Origin of the sequence: Lutibacter sp. A80, from assembly GCF_022429645.1 — a bacterium.
Lineage (GTDB): Bacteria > Bacteroidota > Bacteroidia > Flavobacteriales > Flavobacteriaceae > Lutibacter.
In genome coordinates this window covers 1,266,376-1,284,986 of record NZ_CP092480.1, presented here as the reverse complement: position 1 = coordinate 1,284,986, position 18,611 = coordinate 1,266,376, and the positions used below count along the sequence as shown (strand labels likewise).

At 30.3% G+C, this 18,611-nt stretch carries 13 protein-coding genes; all 13 read left to right on the top strand.

Features of this window, described 5'->3' with window-relative positions; genetic code table 11:
* The first annotated feature begins 59 nt into the window (after positions 1-59).
* The 13 genes from MHL31_RS05790 (at position 60) to MHL31_RS05730 (ending at position 18,581) form a co-directional block, all read left to right on the top strand.
* Positions 60-1,634, top strand: coding sequence for an arylsulfatase (locus tag MHL31_RS05790; protein WP_240228131.1), 1,575 nt, complete (start codon positions 60-62; stop codon positions 1,632-1,634).
* A gap of 125 nt (positions 1,635-1,759) precedes the next feature.
* Positions 1,760-3,217 carry an arylsulfatase gene (locus MHL31_RS05785; protein WP_240228130.1) on the top strand — a complete coding sequence of 486 codons (1,458 nt, stop codon included), beginning with the start codon at positions 1,760-1,762 and terminating at the stop codon, positions 3,215-3,217.
* A 435-nt stretch (positions 3,218-3,652) separates the two neighbouring features.
* Positions 3,653-3,973, top strand: coding sequence for a hypothetical protein (locus MHL31_RS05780; RefSeq protein WP_240228129.1), 321 nt, complete (start codon positions 3,653-3,655; stop codon positions 3,971-3,973).
* Positions 3,974-3,998: 25 nt separating this feature from the next.
* Positions 3,999-4,682 carry a bifunctional 4-hydroxy-2-oxoglutarate aldolase/2-dehydro-3-deoxy-phosphogluconate aldolase gene (locus MHL31_RS05775; RefSeq protein WP_240228128.1) on the top strand — a complete coding sequence of 228 codons (684 nt, stop codon included), beginning with the start codon at positions 3,999-4,001 and terminating at the stop codon, positions 4,680-4,682.
* 76 nt (positions 4,683-4,758) lie between these two features.
* On the top strand, positions 4,759-5,847 hold the full coding sequence (locus MHL31_RS05770) for a sugar kinase (protein WP_240228127.1): 1,089 nt from the start codon (positions 4,759-4,761) through the stop codon (positions 5,845-5,847).
* Between the two features lie 226 nt (positions 5,848-6,073).
* Positions 6,074-7,087 carry a family 16 glycosylhydrolase gene (locus tag MHL31_RS05765; RefSeq protein ID WP_240228126.1) on the top strand — a complete coding sequence of 338 codons (1,014 nt, stop codon included), beginning with the start codon at positions 6,074-6,076 and terminating at the stop codon, positions 7,085-7,087.
* Between the two features lie 28 nt (positions 7,088-7,115).
* Complete coding sequence (locus tag MHL31_RS05760; RefSeq protein ID WP_240228125.1) at positions 7,116-7,469, top strand: hypothetical protein; 354 nt, start codon at positions 7,116-7,118, stop codon at positions 7,467-7,469.
* A 70-nt stretch (positions 7,470-7,539) separates the two neighbouring features.
* The gene (locus tag MHL31_RS05755; RefSeq protein WP_240228124.1) at positions 7,540-9,006 is read left to right on the top strand and encodes a sulfatase-like hydrolase/transferase; all 1,467 of its coding nucleotides are present in this window, start codon (positions 7,540-7,542) and stop codon (positions 9,004-9,006) included.
* Positions 9,007-9,122: 116 nt separating this feature from the next.
* Positions 9,123-9,980, top strand: coding sequence for an AraC family transcriptional regulator (locus tag MHL31_RS05750; RefSeq protein WP_240228123.1), 858 nt, complete (start codon positions 9,123-9,125; stop codon positions 9,978-9,980).
* A 271-nt stretch (positions 9,981-10,251) separates the two neighbouring features.
* Positions 10,252-13,452, top strand: coding sequence for a TonB-dependent receptor (locus MHL31_RS05745; protein ID WP_240228122.1), 3,201 nt, complete (start codon positions 10,252-10,254; stop codon positions 13,450-13,452).
* Between the two features lie 60 nt (positions 13,453-13,512).
* A complete protein-coding gene (locus MHL31_RS05740) occupies positions 13,513-15,225 on the top strand; it encodes a RagB/SusD family nutrient uptake outer membrane protein (RefSeq protein ID WP_240228121.1) in 1,713 nt (570 codons plus the stop codon).
* A gap of 207 nt (positions 15,226-15,432) precedes the next feature.
* Positions 15,433-17,088, top strand: a complete 1,656-nt coding sequence (locus MHL31_RS05735) for a sugar porter family MFS transporter (protein ID WP_240228120.1) — start codon at positions 15,433-15,435, stop codon at positions 17,086-17,088.
* A gap of 2 nt (positions 17,089-17,090) precedes the next feature.
* On the top strand, positions 17,091-18,581 hold the full coding sequence (locus tag MHL31_RS05730; RefSeq protein ID WP_240228119.1) for a family 16 glycosylhydrolase: 1,491 nt from the start codon (positions 17,091-17,093) through the stop codon (positions 18,579-18,581).
* Positions 18,582-18,611 lie beyond the last annotated feature (30 nt).

Here is an 18,611-nt window from a genome sequence, read left to right as displayed (position 1 = left end):
TGTCTGTTGAAAAATATATTTTCAACAGACATTAGTATATAATTTAATATATGTAAAATATGAAAATCAATTTTTTAAGAAAAATCAGTAGCTTATTAGTTCTTATTGTAACAATTTCAAGCTTGATTTCTTGTAAAGAAAAGGAAAAAGAGGTTGAAATAGTAACAACTCAAGAAAAACCTAATATTGTTATTATTTATTTAGATGATTTAGGTTATGGAGATTTAAGTTCTTTTGGTGCAACAGAAATTCAAACACCTAACATAGATGCTTTAGCAAATGAAGGTGTTAAATTCACCAATGGGTATGCAACTTCAGCAACATGTACACCTAGTAGGTTTGGATTGTTAACAGGGGTGTATCCTTGGAGAAATAAAAATGCGAAAATATTACCAGGAACTGCTCCTTTACTAATTAGTACAGAGCAACAAACGTTACCAAAAATGTTAAAAAAACAAGGGTATCAAACAGCAGTTGTTGGTAAATGGCATTTAGGGTTGGGTACAGGTGTTGTAAATTGGAATAATAGAGTATCTCCAGGACCAAATGAAGTTGGTTTTGATAGTTCTTATATAATGGCAGCAACTCAAGATCGTGTTCCAACTGTTTATATAGAAAATGGTAATGTTGTTGGGTTAGATAAAGAAGATCCTATTCAAGTAGATTATAAAAATAATTTTGAAGGTGAGCCTACAGCTATTACAAATCCAGAAAAGCTAACAATGAAGTGGCATCATGGTCATAATAATAGCATTGTAAATGGCATACCAAGAATTGGATATATGAAAGGTGGAGAAGGTGCAAAATGGAGTGATATTGATATGGCCGATCATTTTTTAGAAAAAGCACAAGAATATGTAAAAACACATAAAGACAAACCTTTCTTTTTATATTATGCAATGCAGCAACCTCATGTGCCTAGAACGCCAAACCCAAGATTTGTTGGTAAATCTGGAATGGGACCACGTGGAGATGTTATTTTAGAAGCGGATTGGTGTATTGGAGAATTTATGAAAACCTTAAAAGATGAAGGCTTGTTAGAGAATACATTAGTTGTGTTTTCAAGTGATAATGGTCCTGTTTTAAATGATGGTTATTTTGATGATGCCGTTGAAAAAATAGGAAACCATGATCCTAAAGGTGGTTTTAGAGGTGGTAAATACAGTATTTTTGAAGCCGGAACAAGAGTTCCTTTAATAACATATTGGAAAGGAAAAATAGAACCAACAGTTTCTGATGCTATTATTTGTCAGATGGATTTATTAGCTTCTTTAGCAACTTTAACAGGTACTACTGAAGAGTCTACAGATAGTAAAGATCTATTAAATACCTTTTTAGGAGAAACAGATAAAGGAAGAGATAATTTAATAATTGAAGCTACAGGGAAAACAGCTCTAAGAAGTGGAGATTGGGTATATATACCAAGTTATAAAGGTGAAAATTTTAGAGAAAAAGTAGGTATTGAGGTTGGTAACTTCCCTTATGAACAATTATATAATGTAAAAGAAGATAAAGGTCAGCAAAATAATTTAGCGGAATCTAATCCTGAAAAACTTTTAGAACTGAAAAATATTTTTGAAAAGTTAAGAGGGAAAGATTATAAAACAGGAGTTAAAGAAGTTCAGTTTAGATAGTTTCAGAGCTATCTATAATTAATGAGATATTTTATTAAGAGCAATTTTAAAGGTATTTAACAGCTCTAGTAGCTTTTAAATGCCTTTTTTAATAGATTAATTTAAAAGTACCAATTATATAAAATATGAAGAATAAAATAATATTACTTGCTGTACTTGTTTCTACAATAGGAATTTCATATTCTCAAGTAAAAGAAAAAATGAATGTTTTAGGTCAAAATAAACACCCAAATATTATTTATATTTTGGCTGATGATATGGGAATTGGAGACATAGGAGTTTATGGACAAACAAAGATTCAGACTCCAAATATAGACCAAATGGCTTTTAATGGAATGAAGTTTACACAACATTACAGTGGAGCAGCCGTATGCGCCCCTTCTAGATCAACTTTAATGACAGGGCAACATACAGGTCATACACCAATTAGAGGGAATAAAGAGGCTTCCAATGGTCAAGAAGGACAAGTGCCATTGCCTAAAGATGCACTTACATTGGCAGAGATTTTAAAAGATAAAGGTTATACTACCGGAATGTTTGGAAAATGGGGGCTTGGTTTTGGAGAAGGAGATCCAAATAATCAAGGTTTTGATGAGTTCTACGGTTATAATTGTCAAAAATTAGCACACAGGTATTATCCACCATATTTAAACCATAATCAAAAAAGAGATTCATTAAAAGGCAATGACGGTATAAATACAGTTGTTTATTCACAAGATAAAATACAAGAATATACGCTTAAGTTTTTAGATGAAAATAAAAATAAATCATTTTTTGCCTACGTTCCTTTAGCGTTACCACATACAGAATTAATTTCACCAAAAGACTCAATTTTTGCTATGTATGATGGTAAATTTGAAGAAATACCTTATACCGAAGACAATAAATATACTTCTGATTATGGCCCAAATATGGTATGGTACGAGTATAGTTCTGTTGAAAAGCCAAGAGCTACATATGCTACTATGGTTTCAAGAATAGATGCTTATGTTGGTCAAATTATTAATAAAGTACATGAATTAGGTATTGCAGACAATACAATAATAATGTTTGCAAGTGATAATGGACCAACACAAGAAGGTGGAGCAAACCCTGATTTTTTTAATAGTACTTCTGGATTTAGAGGTTATAAGAGAGATTTGTATGAAGGTGGAATAAGAGCTCCTTTTATTGTTGTTTGGCCTAATAAAATAAAAGAAGGAAGCGTTACAAATCATGTATCTGCATTTTGGGATATTGTTCCAACTATAACAGAAATTGTTGATGCTGAAGTACCTGAAAATATTGATGGAATTTCATTAGTACCTACATTATTAAATAAAAATAGCCAAAAAGAGCACGATTATTTATATTGGGAATTTAATATTAGACAAGGTAGAAAAGCTGTTAGAATGGGACCATGGAAAGGTGTGTGGTACAATATAAATAATAAAAATAAACAAGGAGAATTAGAGTTGTATAATTTATTAAGTGATGAAGCTGAAACTACAAATGTATCAGCAAAATATCCAGAAATTACAGCTAAAATAAAGCAGATAATGATTAAAGAGAGTGAAGCTTCAAAATTGTTTCCATTTGAATAATAATTTTTTTTTAATGAATTATTCCATAAATACATTTTAAATATAAATTAAAATAGCATAGAAATAATAGAATATTTATTTCATAAAAGTTGTTAAATATTAAAGAGCTGATTTATTTCAGCTCTTTTTGTGTTTATAAATTGATTTTTAGTTTGTTAAGGCTTCTAATTTTGTTTTAAACTCACTTTCTAATTACTAGGTTTTTCTAACTAAAATAAGTTTTAAGCAAACTAATTTTAAAGTAATTATTCTTCATTTTTATACTTCTATAGCTCTCGTGTTTCATTTTTAATAGTGTAATAAGCTATGTCTTTGTAAGGATAAAATAAGGTGAATAAAGGGTAAATTTAAACAATACGAAACCATGAATTTAAGCGTATTTTGTATGTATAAATAAATTCAAAACTTTAATATTTAACTATTTAAACTCATAAAATGGAATATAAATTTAGTCATATAGGAATACCAACTACAGAAGATATGGAATGGGATGGTTTTTGTGAACCTGGAAAATTTCATTATACAGACTTTAATAAAGATGAGTTTAATGTTGAATTTGTAAAGTTTGATAAAGATAGCTTGGTGTCTGAAATGGTAAAAACAATGCCGCATGTTTCTTATCTAGTAGGTAATATTGAAAATGCAATTTTGGGTAGAAAAGTTTTAGGGGAAATTTTTTCACCTGCCGAAGGAGTTCGGGTTGTCTATATTAATAATAATGGATCTCCTATAGAATTTTTGGAAATAAAAGAATAATTTAAATTAGGAAAAATAGATAATTATGTATCCAATAAATCAACAGGCTATGTCACCTGAAATTATTAAAAAAATTGATGAAGCTGGTATTATAGCGGTTCTTATCATTGATGATTTAAAACATGTAGTGCCAGTTTCTAGAGCACTTTTAGCAGGAGGAGTTGATACAATAGAATTAACACTTCGTACGCCTGTAGCATTAGATGCTGCACGATTAATAAAAAAAGAAGTACCAGAAATTTGTCTAGGTTTTGGAACTGTTTTAACAAAAGATCAAGTGAGTGCTGTTGTAGATGCAGGAGCAGATTTCGCTGTTTCTCCAGGTTGTAACCCTAAAATTATAGCAGAAGCTAGAAAACAAGGATTGTCTTTTGCACCAGGAATTATGACTCCAACAGATATTGAGATGGCATTAGAGGAAGGGTGTAGAGTTTTAAAATATTTTCCTGCAGAATCTTCAGGAGGTATGGAACACTTAAAAAATATGGTAGCTCCTTATCAATATTTGAATCCAACTTTTATACCATTAGGAGGATGTAACTTAGATAATGCAAGCAGTTATTTAGAATCACCTTTAATTACGGCAATAGGAGGGTCTTGGGTGGCAAAACGTTCGTTAATTCAATCTGAGAATTGGGCAGAAATAACAAAAAATGCCAAACAAATAAGAACTTTAATTAAAAGTATTAAATCACAAAAACAACGTTAATAAGCACTTTGAATTTTAGTTTTTAAACCTAACAAAAAAGCACTTATTACGGATCAATAAAAAAAGAATTAACAATATGAATACAATTGTAACATTTGGAGAAATAATGGGGCGCATAGCTGCTCCTGATAATTTACGATTAAGACAAACACGTCAGTTTGATATGACTTATGCAGGTGCAGAAGCAAGTGTAGCTGCATCAATTTGTAATTTTGGAGGAAATGCACGTTATGTTACAGCTTTGCCAAAACATGCCTTAGCTGAAGCAACTATCGATGCTGTTCGTTCTGTGGGTGTAGATACACAATATGTATTACGAACAGATAAAGGTCGTTTAGGATTATATTTTCTAGAAACAGGAGCTAATCAAAGACCAAGTAATGTAATTTATGACCGTGCAGATTCTGCAATAGCAATTACACCAGTTGAAGCATATGATTGGGAAAATATTTTTAAAGGAGCAAGTTGGTTGCATTTAAGTGGAATTACACCAGCATTGTCTAAAAATGCTGCAGAAGCTACTTTATATGCTGCAAAAAAAGCAAAAGAAACAGGAGCTTCTGTTTCAATAGATTTAAATTTTAGAGGAAAATTATGGGATTGGGACAGCTCTAAATCTGCTCGTGAATTAGCTCAAGAAACAATGCGCAAAATTTTACCATATATTGATGTTGTTATTGGGAATGAGGAAGATTGCTATGATGTTTTAGGAATTAGAGCTGGGAATACAGATGTACATACTGGAAAATTAGATACCTCTCGTTATCCAGATGTAGCACGTCAAGTTGTTGAACAATTTCCAAATGTAAAAAAAGTTGCAATTACTTTACGTGAAAGTTATTCAGCTTCACATAATAATTGGGGAGCTATGCTATATGATACGGCTACAGATAAACCTTTTTTTGCACCTTTAGATTTAAATAATAAGTATCAATCGTATGAAATTAAAAATATTGTTGACCGCGTTGGAGGTGGAGATTCATTTGCTGGTGGTTTGGTTTTTGCGTTAACAACTAAAGGACTCTCTGAGCCTCAAATTGCTGTAAAATATGCGGTAGCAGCTTCTTGTTTAAAACATTCAATTAAAGGCGATTTTAATTATTCTACACGTTCAGAGGTAGAATCTTTAATGCAAGGTTCTGGATCTGGTAGAGTTGTTAGATAGTTATAAGAATATTAGGTTGTAATATTGTTTGATAGTGAAGTTTATAAGTATTTACTGGTTATTCTAAATAGGATAACCAGTAATAGTATAACTACCAGAATAAATAAATTATGTTGAAGGTATTATTTATAATATACTTTTAGTTGATAAACAATAGATGTATTATTAATAGATATAGAAACTTTTTAGAGGTAAAGTAAAAGTAAGAAGTATTAAAAAAAGAATAATGAAAAAAAAAGAATTTAGTTTTGTTGTAATTGGAATCTTACTCTTAGTGTTTTTTTTAAGTTGTAAAAGTACTATTAATACAGCAAAAGACGACAAAAATATTGAGCTATTACCTTTATCAGATCAATCCAATAAAGGAAATTGGGTTTTAAACACAGATGTTAGTGATGAATTTGATGCTGCTGTTATAGACGAAGATAAATGGTATATAGTAGGAAAGTTTGAAAATGGGAAACCTGTATATAAAGATCCAGATTATCCTAATAAAAAAGTTTGGAAAGGTCGCGCTCCTTCTCAATTTTCAGGTAAAAATTATAGATTAGAAGATGGAAAGTTAATTTTAGAAACACGTTGGGAACCCGATTTTCCTTTTAGTGATGATAATAAGCAAACCTGGGGATCTGATAATAAAATTGAAAAATATGAAAATATAACCACAGCTTGTTTTATTGGGAGAAGAAATTTTAAATACGGTTATATGGAGATTAAAAGTAAAGCTGCAGATGCAGAAATTACTAGTGCTTTTTGGGCAACAGGTAGCCAAACCGAACTAGATATTTTTGAACAGTTTGGAGATCACCGTCAAAAAGGAAAAGAATGGAAAGATCGTGAGCTTTGGTGGTCAATTCATGATTGGAGTAGAGAAGGGAAAGGTAAAACAGTTTATACAGAACGTTTAGATTATGGATTTAGAGTAGCAGATGATTTTCACGTATATGGAATTGAGTGGGATGAGAATGGATTAAAATTATATGTTGATGGTAAGTACAAAACTGGAGCTACAAAAGAACAAGTAGATGCTTATGCTAAAGATAAAGGATTGCCTAATGGTTGGGTTTTAGACGGGCCAATTCATATTTGGTTAGATCAGGAAACATTTCCATGGCATGGTGTTCCAGATTCTAAAGAAGATTTAGAATTAAATAGCCCTGAGGGAGAAAAAGACGATGGTGTTGTAGATTTTGAGATTGAATATGTTAGGGTATGGCAAAAAAACAAAAGTAATTTATAAACATAATAATAATTTAAAATTAAGTGAGATGAAAAAAGTAATATTATTAATAATTTTATTAGTAACAGTTAGTACTACATTTGGTCAAAAAATAAAAACACAACAAAAAAAAATAAACCATTTTGTTGAAGCAGCAACAAAAGAGTATGATTTAAATAAAGATCAAGTAAAAGAATTAGTAGAATTTAGAACTGAAATGGTTCAAAGTTATTTAGATCTTAATAAGGCTGTAAAAGAAGGATTGTCAAAAGAAAATAGAAAAGTTAAAAGCCAAGAAATTAGTAAAACTTTTAATACAAAGTTTATTAAGTTGGTTGGAAAATCTTATAAAGAAATAGCACCTTTTTTAGCTAAAATGCGCGAAGAGTTAAAAAATATATAAGTCACATAGAAAGTCTTTAATGCTATTTTAGAATTAAAGACTTTCTTCTTCAAAAAGATAACCTATAATTATGTTTCGTATCAATACTTTTAAATTATTAATGTGTTGTATTGCTTTTGTATTAAGTGCTTGTACAACAACAAAAAAGAAATTAGTTACAGTATCAGAAATAAAACCAAACATATTGTTTGTTTTATGTGATGATTTAGGGTATGCCGATGTTGGTTTTAATGGTTCTCCAGATATTAAAACTCCAAATTTAGATGCGTTAGCTAATAAAGGAACTATCTTTAAATCTGCCTATGTAACACATCCTTTTTGTGGACCAAGTAGAGCAAGTATAATGACTGGTCGTTATCCGCATACAATAGGATCTCAGTTTAACTTACCTCCAAATAGTGAAATTATTGGAGAAGGAATAGATGTAAACGAAAAGTTTATAAGTTCGACTTTACAAGATGCTGGATACTATACAGGAGCATTAGGAAAGTGGCATTTGGGGGCTGTTGAAAAATACCACCCAAACAATAGAGGATTCGATGATTTTTATGGATTTTTAGGAGGAGGTCATAATTATTTTCCTGAACAATTTATGAAAGCTTATGAAATTAGAAAAAAAGCAGGAAACAAACATATTTTCGAATATTTATTGCCATTAGAACATAATGGAGAAGAAGTTGTAGAAACAGAATACGTTACAGATGCTCTGTCTAGAGAGGCCGTTCGTTTTGTTAATGATGCAGCTAAAACCAAAAAACCATTCTTTTTATATTTATCATATAATGCACCTCATACACCTTTAGAAGCTAAAAAAGAAGATTTAAAGTTGTTTGAATCTATTAATGATGAAAAAAGAAGAACTTATGCAGCAATGGTTTATGCAGTTGATAGAGGAGTTAAAAAAGTGGTTGAAGCATTAAAAGAAACGAAACAATTAGAGAATACCTTAATTATATTTTTAAGCGATAATGGAGGTAGATTAGATCAAGGAGCAAATAATTTTCCTTTAAAAGAAGGAAAAGGAAGTACCTATGAAGGTGGGTTTAGAGTTCCTATGTTTTTCTATTGGCCAAAACATATTGCTGCCGGAAAATATTATAACTACCCAGTTTCTTCATTAGATTTTTATCCAACCTTATCTTATTTAGCAGGAGCATCTATTTCAAAAGATAAAATATTAGATGGTAAAAATATATGGAAAAATATTCAAGAAAATAGTAATGCTAGATTCGGAGAGCCAATTTTTGCAATGAGGCATCAAAAAGGATTTACTGATGCAGCTATAAGAATTGATGAATGGAAAGCTTTAAAAATTCACAGACAACATTGGAAATTGTTCAATATTGAAAATGATATTTCTGAAACCATTGATTTAAGTTTGAAACATCCAGAAATTTTAACAAAATTGGTAAAGCAAAGTAAAGATTGGAGCACAACTCATTCAAAACCTTTATGGTTTCATAGTGAAAAAACAGGCAAAGATTGGGAATCATTAAATATGCCAGATTTTGATACTCTTTTTCAAATTGAAAAATAAAAGAGATTGTTTAATTCTAGCATTGTAGTAGGGACTATAAAATTATTTTTAACACGGAGCTTCAATATAATATAAGTTATTACAAATCAAAAATATATTTATTATATTTGTAATAGATGAAATTAGTAGTTAAAAATTCAGAAAAACCTATAAATAAGAAACTATTTATCGAAAATAGGGAAGTTCCTTGTTTAGATGCATCATGGCATTACCATCTAGAATATGAATTGTTGTATATTTCACAAAGTAGTGGAATTCGTTTTGTAGGAGATAGCGTTTCCCCTTTTTTACCTGGTGATTTAGTTTTAGTAGGTCCTTATTTACCACATTTATGGAGAAATGATATTTCATATTATAAAGATAATGAAGCGTATTTTGTAAAAACCATAGTCACTAAGTTTAGTAAAGATTTTATTGGAGAAAACACTTTTGAAAGTGTAGAATTTAAGGAAATCAATAAAATGCTTGATGATTCTAAATATGGCGTAGCTTTTGGTGAAAAAACTAGTAAAAAGATGCATCAAGACATCATGAATATTGCTAATCTTAAACCAGTGGAGCAAAGTATAAAGTTATTAGAAATTCTTCATAGACTCTCAATAGTTAAAGATAAAAAACTACTTTCGTCTTCAGATATGAGACAATTTACTTCAGAAAATTCACAAAGAATAGACAATGTCTTAAAATTTATTTCTGATAATTATGTTAGTTATATTAGTTTAAACGATGTGGCTGAAGTTGCTTGTATGACTACAAATTCTTTTTGTCGTTTTTTTAAAAGAATGACTAATAAATCCTTCACTCAATTTTTAAATGAAGTTAGAATAAGAAATGCTTCTAGATTGCTTATTCAAGGTGATTTACCTGTTTCTGAAGTTTGTTATATTGTAGGATATAACTCCATTACAAACTTTAATAAACAGTTTAAACAAATTATGGGATGTACACCTAATAATTATCGAAAAACTATTTAATTCTACCATTTTTTAATGGGGTAAAATAATGTAGTCAGAAGGTAAATTTAACCATTTCTTAACAAAAATATTGCACTTACTTTGTATAAATAACTAAAGGAAATCATTTATTATATTTTGATTTTAATGCTTTTGTTGCTTTTTATTTATTAAAAATAAATTGCAGTTAAAATACTATATATCAACATGTAAGGTTGAATTTTGTTATTGATAATTTATTATGTATAAATTAAATCAAACTTATAATAGTAAAATTAAACTAACTTATTTTATGAAAAAACTAAGAAATTTTAAATCAAAAACAAATTACCAAAACTCGGGTAGTTTAGTTTTAAAATTGAATTTTAACAAGGTGCTTACTTTAGCATTTTTATTTTCAATGAGTTTTTTTCAAGGTATTGTTGCGAAATCGATTTCGTATAGTGGCTTTGAAAATAATGAACCAATTATCTTAAATCAACAAATTGAGATATCAGGTGTGGTTTCTGATAAAGATGGGCCATTACCAGGTGTAAATGTATTAGTTAAAGGTACTTCAAATGGAGCTTTAACAGATTTTGATGGGAATTATTCAATTTCAGTAGAAAGTAATGCTGTTCTTGTTTTTTCTTACATAGGTTATAAAACTAAAGAGGTTGTAGTAGATGGAGAAACAACAATAAATGTGATGTTAGAAGCTAATACTGAAAACCTAGATGAAGTAGTGGTATTAGGATATTCAACTAGAAAAAAAGGTGATGTTACAGGTTCAGTAAGTACTGTAAAAGCAGGCGATATTGAAAAGTCTGGGAGTAAAGATTTAGTAAAATCATTGGCAGGTAAAGTTTCAGGTTTAATTATTTCAGATAGAGGAGGTACACCAGGTTCGGGTGAAACAACATTGTTAATAAGAGGAAAATCTACTTTGGGAAATAATGCTCCATTAATATTAATTGATGGAATTGTAGCATCTTCTTTTTCACATTTATCACCTCAAGATATTGAAAGTTTAACAGTTTTAAAAGATGGAGCTGCCGCAATTTATGGAGCAAGAGCCGCAAATGGTGTTATTTTAGTGACAACAAAAAGAGGTAAAAATGGGAAAACTAAAATAAATTTATCTACTTCTTATACAGTTTCTTCATTTTCAGCTGAACCAAGTTTAATGTCTTCTGAACAATTTGCAATTTATAATAATGAAATAGAAGAAAGGTTTGGTAGAAATGCTACATATACCGAGGAAGATATTGTTAAATATGCTAATGGTATAGATCCTATTAATTATCCTAATACAAATTGGGCAGACGAAACTTTTTCTAAAACATCACCTGAATCAAGAACATCATTATCACTTTCAGGAGGAAATGAAAATGTAAATTATTTTGTTAGTGGAGATATGATTCGTCAAAAAGGAATGTATAAATCAGGCGACTTAAAATTTGATCAAAATCAAATAAGATCTAACTTAGATATTAAAATTATAGATGATCTTAAATTAGGTGTTGACTTATCTGGAAGATTTGGTGAAACTGTAGAGCCTGGTATTGGTACAAGCTATATTTATAAAAATATTTATAATAATTTTCCTACTGAAGTTGCTGTATATCCAAATGGTTTAATTGCTTGGGGAGGTGAAAACGGAGCTAACCCAGTTATTATGTCTAGTGATGAAACAGGTTTTGAAAAGCAAGTAGATACTGATTTACGTGGTAAAATATCAATTGACTATGATTTAAATAAACTTGCTGAAGGTTTAAAATTCAAAGGGTTTGCAGGTATGCGAAGAATGAATTATGATCAAAAATATTGGTACAGTCCTTGGACGGTTTATTCTTATCTTGAAGGTTCTGACGAATATGTTGCACAACCTGGATTTTCACAAGATGGAAATGAAAATATATTACGTGAAAGTTTTTGGAAATACAACGAGTTAATGTTGAATGCAACTGTTTATTATTCTAAAACAATAAACGATAAACATAGTTTTAGTGGGTTTGTTGGATATGAACAAACTACTTCAGATCAACGTAATTTTTGGGTAGAAAAGAAAGGCTTTCCAGATTCTGAACACTCTGAGTTATTTGCAGGAGATACAGATGGTCAAACTTCTGACGGAACATCTTATGAATGGGCTCGTGTTAATTATTTCGGTTCATTTTCTTACGATTATATGAAAAAATATTACGTAGACATTACATTACGTCACGATGGCTCTAGTAATTTTGGTCCAGGAAATAGATTTGGAACTTTCCCAGGAATTGCATTGTCTTGGTCAATAGATAAAGAATCTTTTATGGAAGATGTTTCTTGGGTAAATTCATTAAAACTAAGGTCATCTTGGGCTAAAATGGGTAACGACCGTATATCTGGTTTTCAGTACTTAACCCAATATAATTATGCAGGTAATGTAGGTGCACTACCTAACTATTATAATTTTGGTGGAGAATATTATAACGGATATTCTAGTATTGGAGTAGCAGCTGCAAACCCAGATATTACTTGGGAGGCTGCAGATATGAAAAATATTGGTTTAAACTTTACATTATTAGATAGTAGATTGACAGGAGATTTCAATTATTTTTATCAAAAAAGAGAAGATATTTTAATAACAAGAAATGCATCAATACCAGATTATACAGGGTTAACATTGCCTCAAGAAAATATAGGTAAAGTAGATAATTATGGTTGGGAATTTGAATTGGGATGGAATGATACTATTGAAGATTTAGCTTATAATATTGGTTTTAATTTTACCCAAGCCAAAAATGAAGTAGTTTATATGGATGAGGCTGAAAATGTAATAGATGCAATGAAACAAGAAGGACATCCAATGGATTCATATTTAATATATCCAACAAATGGACTTTTTCAAAACCAAGCACAAGTAGATGCCGAACCTGCAAAATTAGCAGGTACAGTTCCAGGAGAACCGTATTATATTGATACAAATGAAAATGGTAGAATAGACGCAGGAGATAGAATACGTTCTTACTCGTCAAACGTACCTGAGGTACAATATGGTATACATGGTGGTTTAAATTATAAAAATTGGAATTTTAGTTTCTTATTTCAAGGGCAAGCTAAAGCTAAAATGCAAGTATTTTTTGAAGGAAATGGAGCTTTGCCAGATTTCTTATATGATCAACGTTGGACTCCTGAAAATACTGATGCAAGATATCCAAGAGCATTTGCTAATGGAGATGCATATAGTAGTAGTTTAAATGGACCAGAAAATTTTCAAGGTGCCGATTTATGGTTGCGTGATGCTTCATACCTTAGGTTAAAAGAGGTTGAACTAGGTTATGCTATTCCTAAAGATATTACAAGGTTTGCTGATGTCAAAGTTTATGTTAGAGGTTATAATGTGTTAACTATGTTTTCAGATATATATGATTTAGGTTTAGATCCTGAAGCTGAAGGTTATAATAGTTTTAGACAGAGTAGATACCCTTCCTTAAAATCATTTACGTTTGGTTTAAATTTTAATTTTTAATTTAAAAATAGAAAATTTATACAATGTTAATTAATAAGAAAATTATAAAGATATAAAGAGATGAAATATATAATAATAAAATTTGCGATTGCACTGTTAACTATTTTTACAATAGGGAGTTGTAGTGATGATATTTTAAATACAGAAGCAAGTGATTCTTTTACAGAAGATGCAATTTATAGTGATGTTAACCAAGCAAAACTTGTGGTGGTTACAGCTTATAATACTACAGATAGTTGGGCTATAAATCGCTCCCAATGGTGGACACAAAGAATAGGGATAGAAGGAGCTTCTTGGGAAGCTAAATTTAACTTTAAAGATCTAGATACTCCTTATAAAATGAGAGGAGGGTGGTCACCAAGTAATGCAGGATTGGCATTTAATAATAGATGGGCAACTTCTTGGGATTATGTGAAACTAATAAATGAATTTTTAGAAAAAATAGAAGGTAGTGAAGCAATGGAGGAAGCTCCAGAAGAAGTAGCACAATTAAAAGCGGAAATGACATTTTTAAGAGCTTTTACCTATTTTAATTTAGTTAAATATTATGGAGGTGTTCCAATTATTAAAAAATCGTTTGGATTGGATGATGAATTTAATTTATCTAGAGATAGTTTTGAAGATTGTGTAGATTTTATAGTGAATGATTTGGATGAAGCTGCTCTTATTTTACCAATGGAAGCTTCAGAGTTTGGTAGAGCAACTAAACTGTCAGCTTTAGCGGTTAAATCAAGAGTTTTACTGTATGCTGCAAGTGAGTTACATGACCCGAGTACTGTACCAAATGGATCTATTTATGATTATACAAAATCAACAAAATGGCAAGATGCAGCAGATGCTGCAAAGGCAGTAATAGATTTAGTTGGAGATCGTGATTTAATTCCTGTTGCGAATGCTACAGAATACCAAAATTTATTTTTACACAAAAATCAAGATATTTTATTTGGACGTTCGTATGGAAGTTTATATGCAGAAATGGCTAACGATATTAATACATTGCCAGATCAAGCACAATCACCTAATGGTTATACTGGTTGGGGATTAAGTTCACCTTCACACAATTTTACTCTAGAATTTAATATGAAAGATGGAAGTAGAACTAATAATGAAACTTTTGATGCATTAAACATAAATGAAGGAAGAGAGATGAGGTATTATGCAAACCTTTTATTTCAAGGGGCTGATTTTCGAGGCCGTAATGTAGATTATGCTTTGGCAGATAACCCAAGCGATGAAACTCCTGATGGATTAGACTCTCCTAAAGGGTTAGGAAACCAATTACATTCATCTAAAACTGGTTATAATATAAGGAAATTTCAAGATGAAAGTTTATCTACTTTAACAACCTTTTCTGTAGATCGTCCTTATATTATGTACAGATTGGCTGAAATTTATTTAAATTATGCTGAAGCTATGTATTATATAGATGAAAATATTGCTCGTGATTATGTTAATAAAGTATCAAACAGGGCATTACAACCAAATATAGATGTTAGCGGAGCAGCTCTATTAGAAGCTATTAAAAGAGAAAGAAGGGTAGAGCTTTGCTTTGAAGGACATAACTTTTTTGATGAAAGAAGATGGATGAATCAAGACCATATAGGAGGATATGATATTAGAGGATTAAAATGGACAAAATCTATTGATGGTACATTGAATTATGAAGAGTATACAGTTGTAAATAGACCTTGGTTTGATTATAGATATTATTTGCCAATTCCACAAACAGAGATAGATAAAGACGCTTCATTAGAACAAAATTATGGATATTAATTAATATGTTTGGGTTGTATTAAATACTTAGTATTTATACTTAAAAGATACCGATAGTTTTTTTCGGTATCTTTTTTATTATGCTATAATTTTACACTTGTTCTAAAAGGTAAAATTAGGTTAACAAAGGGTAAAATTTATCAATATAAAAAGATGAATTTCTAATTACTTTGTATATAGATGCTTTTATATTTGTTTTATTTATAATTGAAAAATGATGAACAAATCAATATAAAACAAGCAAGTCAAGTAGTAATACTTAAATTAGGTGAAGAGGCCTACTTAAACATTTTAAAAATGAGTTCATATAAAAAAAATGCATTTACTTACGCAACGATTGTAGCCGTTGGAGGTTTTATTTTTGGCTTAGATGCTGCTTTAATTTCAGGAACTGTAAATTTTATTACAGAAGAATTTTCACTAAATCCACTACAATTAGGTTTTGTAGTTGGAGCTCCAAGTATTGGTGTTTTATTAGCATTGTTTTTTGCAGGTAGTGCTTGTAATTACTTAGGTAGAAAAAAAACATTGCAAATAATAGCTGCACTATACTTGGTTTCAGCAGTGTCATCGGCATTAGCACCAAGCTATTGGGCACTAGTTGCAGCCCGATTTTTAGGCGGGTTAGCTTTTAGTTCTATATCTGTAGCTTCTATGTATATTGGTGAAATTGCACCACCTAAATGGAGAGGGAAGTTGGTTTCTATGACACAAATAAATATTGTCTTAGGGTTATCTGCAGCTTACTTTATCAACTATTTAATTATTCAATTTACTAATTCAGATGCAGCTTGGGTAGATGATTTAGGTTTAAGAGAAAACACCTGGAGATGGATGTTAGGATCTGAAATTTTGCCAGCTCTTATATGGCTTACTTTACTTTACTTTATACCTAGAAGTCCTTCATGGTTAATGTTTAATGGAAAGTCTGAGGAAGCTAAAAATACACTTAGAAAAATTATTCCTGAAGATGAGGTGATTCTTAACATACAAGAAATGCAAAAGAGTATGGATATTGGTGAACAAGATCATTCAATAGTTTCACAATTAAAGCAGATATTTAGTAAACCAATGCGTGTTACTTTTATTATAGCAACTACAATTGCTATAGCACAACAATCTACGGGTATAAATGCAATTCTCTTTTATGCACCAACTGTTTTTGAACAAATAGGAGGAGGGTCAGATGCTGCTTTTATGCAATCTATTTGGATAGGTTTAACAAGCGTTGTTTTTACAATTTTAGGTTTGTTGTTAGTAGATAAATTAGGCCGAAGACCGTTAATTATTTGGGGTATGGTTTGGATAATTTTAAGTTTAGGACTATGTTTTTATGGATTTAATTCAGCACGCTATACAATTAATAATAATGCTATTGTTGAATTAAATGAAATTAATAACCCAGAAAGACTTAATGCAATTGTAGGTGTAGAATACGATAGTGATATTTCATTTAAAAAAGCTTTAGAAGAAACATTAGGTGAAGTAGATGCTCGTAATCACGAAAGTGTTTTAATACAAAAAGCAGCTAAAATTAATGCTATTTTAATATTAATAGGTATCCTAAGTTTTATTGCAGCATTTCATTTTTCAGTAGGGCCTGTTATGTGGGTGTTGTTTTCAGAAATATTTCCTATATCAATACGTGGTATAGCTATTCCATTTTTTACTTTATTAACAAGTATTGTAAGTTCAATGGTACAAGTCTTTTTTCCAAAACAACTAGCAACATTTGGGATAAGTAATACATTACTTTTTTATGCAATAACCGTTGCTGTAGGTTTGGTAATTTTATATAAATATTTAATAGAAACAAAAGGATTAACAATTGAAGAAATTCAGCTAAAACTACAAAATAAATAATTATGAATTATTACAAGATTTATAGTTTCACACTGTTATTAGGAGTCTTCTTATTTATTAGTTGTGGACCAGAAAAATATGATAAAGAGAATACTAAAGATTTAATTACGGAGTCTTTATATTATCCTTTTTCAGATCCTGAAAATAGAGAAGGATGGGTGTTAAATGAAGAAATTTCAGATGAATTTGAAGGAGACTCAATAGATACAATAAAATGGTTTGTTGAAGGTTTAAATGGTGATTATTACATTTGGAAAGGCCGTGCACCATCTCAATTTGTTCCACATAATGTAAGAGTTGAAGAAGGTAAATTAAAACTTAGAACAAACTGGGAACCAGAATATGATTTTTTTGAAGAAAGTTATACTGACGGAAATATGGGGACTTCAAAATACGGCGAATATAAAGGAGAACCTATGCCTGTTACCACTGCAGCTGTAGTTTCTAAGAAACGCTTTTTAAATGGTTATATGGAAGTGAAATCTAAAGTTGGAAATGCCGCTATAACAGGTGCTTTTTGGGCTATTGGTTACGAGCAAGAACTAGATGTATATGAGTTAATGGGGAATCCAAAAAATAAAAAAGGTAATATTAGAGAAGATTCTTATTTAGCAACTGCTCACGATTGGAGTCCTCCTGCTGAAAGACCAACAAATGTGTTTCAACATACAGAAAATTTACCATTTAGAACAGCAGATGAATTTCATGTGTACGGTGCTGAATGGGGTGAAGATTTCTTAAAACTATTTATTGATGGTAAATTAGTGCACCATTTTACTCAAGATGATGTTGGACTAGATTGGGTGCTAAATAATCCAATGGAAATTTGGTTAGATTCTGAAATTTTCTTTTGGTTAGGTCTTCCTCATAAAGAAGAACTACCAGTAGATTTTGAAATAGAATATATGAGAGTTTGGCAAAAACCTTCAGATAATTTATTGGCAAAAGATCGTGCTTTCTATGGTTTTGAAGGTCCAATACTATTTGAAGAAAATCCAAGACCATTAACTATGGTTCCAGAAGATTCTAAACCAAATAACTATCAGAAATTTTGGTTGATTGATGATGCTTCTAAAAAATATTTTTCTATTGTTGAAGGTCAATATGCAAGTGGTGTAGAAAGTCTTCAATTTGCAGGATATGGGAAAAATGAAAAATTTGAAGTAGAAAAAGCTGTAGTTCTAACACCAGAAGGAGCAATTAATATTCCAGCAGGTGAATACACATTCTCTATGAAAGTATGGCTAGATCAAGGTAGAATTGCTGATAAAATTTATGTTTCTTTTGAAAATCCTAAGTTAGAAATTGAATTTAAAGATTTGTCAAAATTAGATCGTCGTCAATGGATTACATTAGAATCAACTATTTTAAAAACTGAAGCTTCAGCTAAAAACGATCAACTTAAAATTGAAATTAGAAAAGAAGATTTACCTAAAGATAAAGCTCCTAAACTTTTTATTGATGACATTGCAATTAAAAAAACTATAAAATAAATGAAGTTGAATAAAATATTAAATATTCTT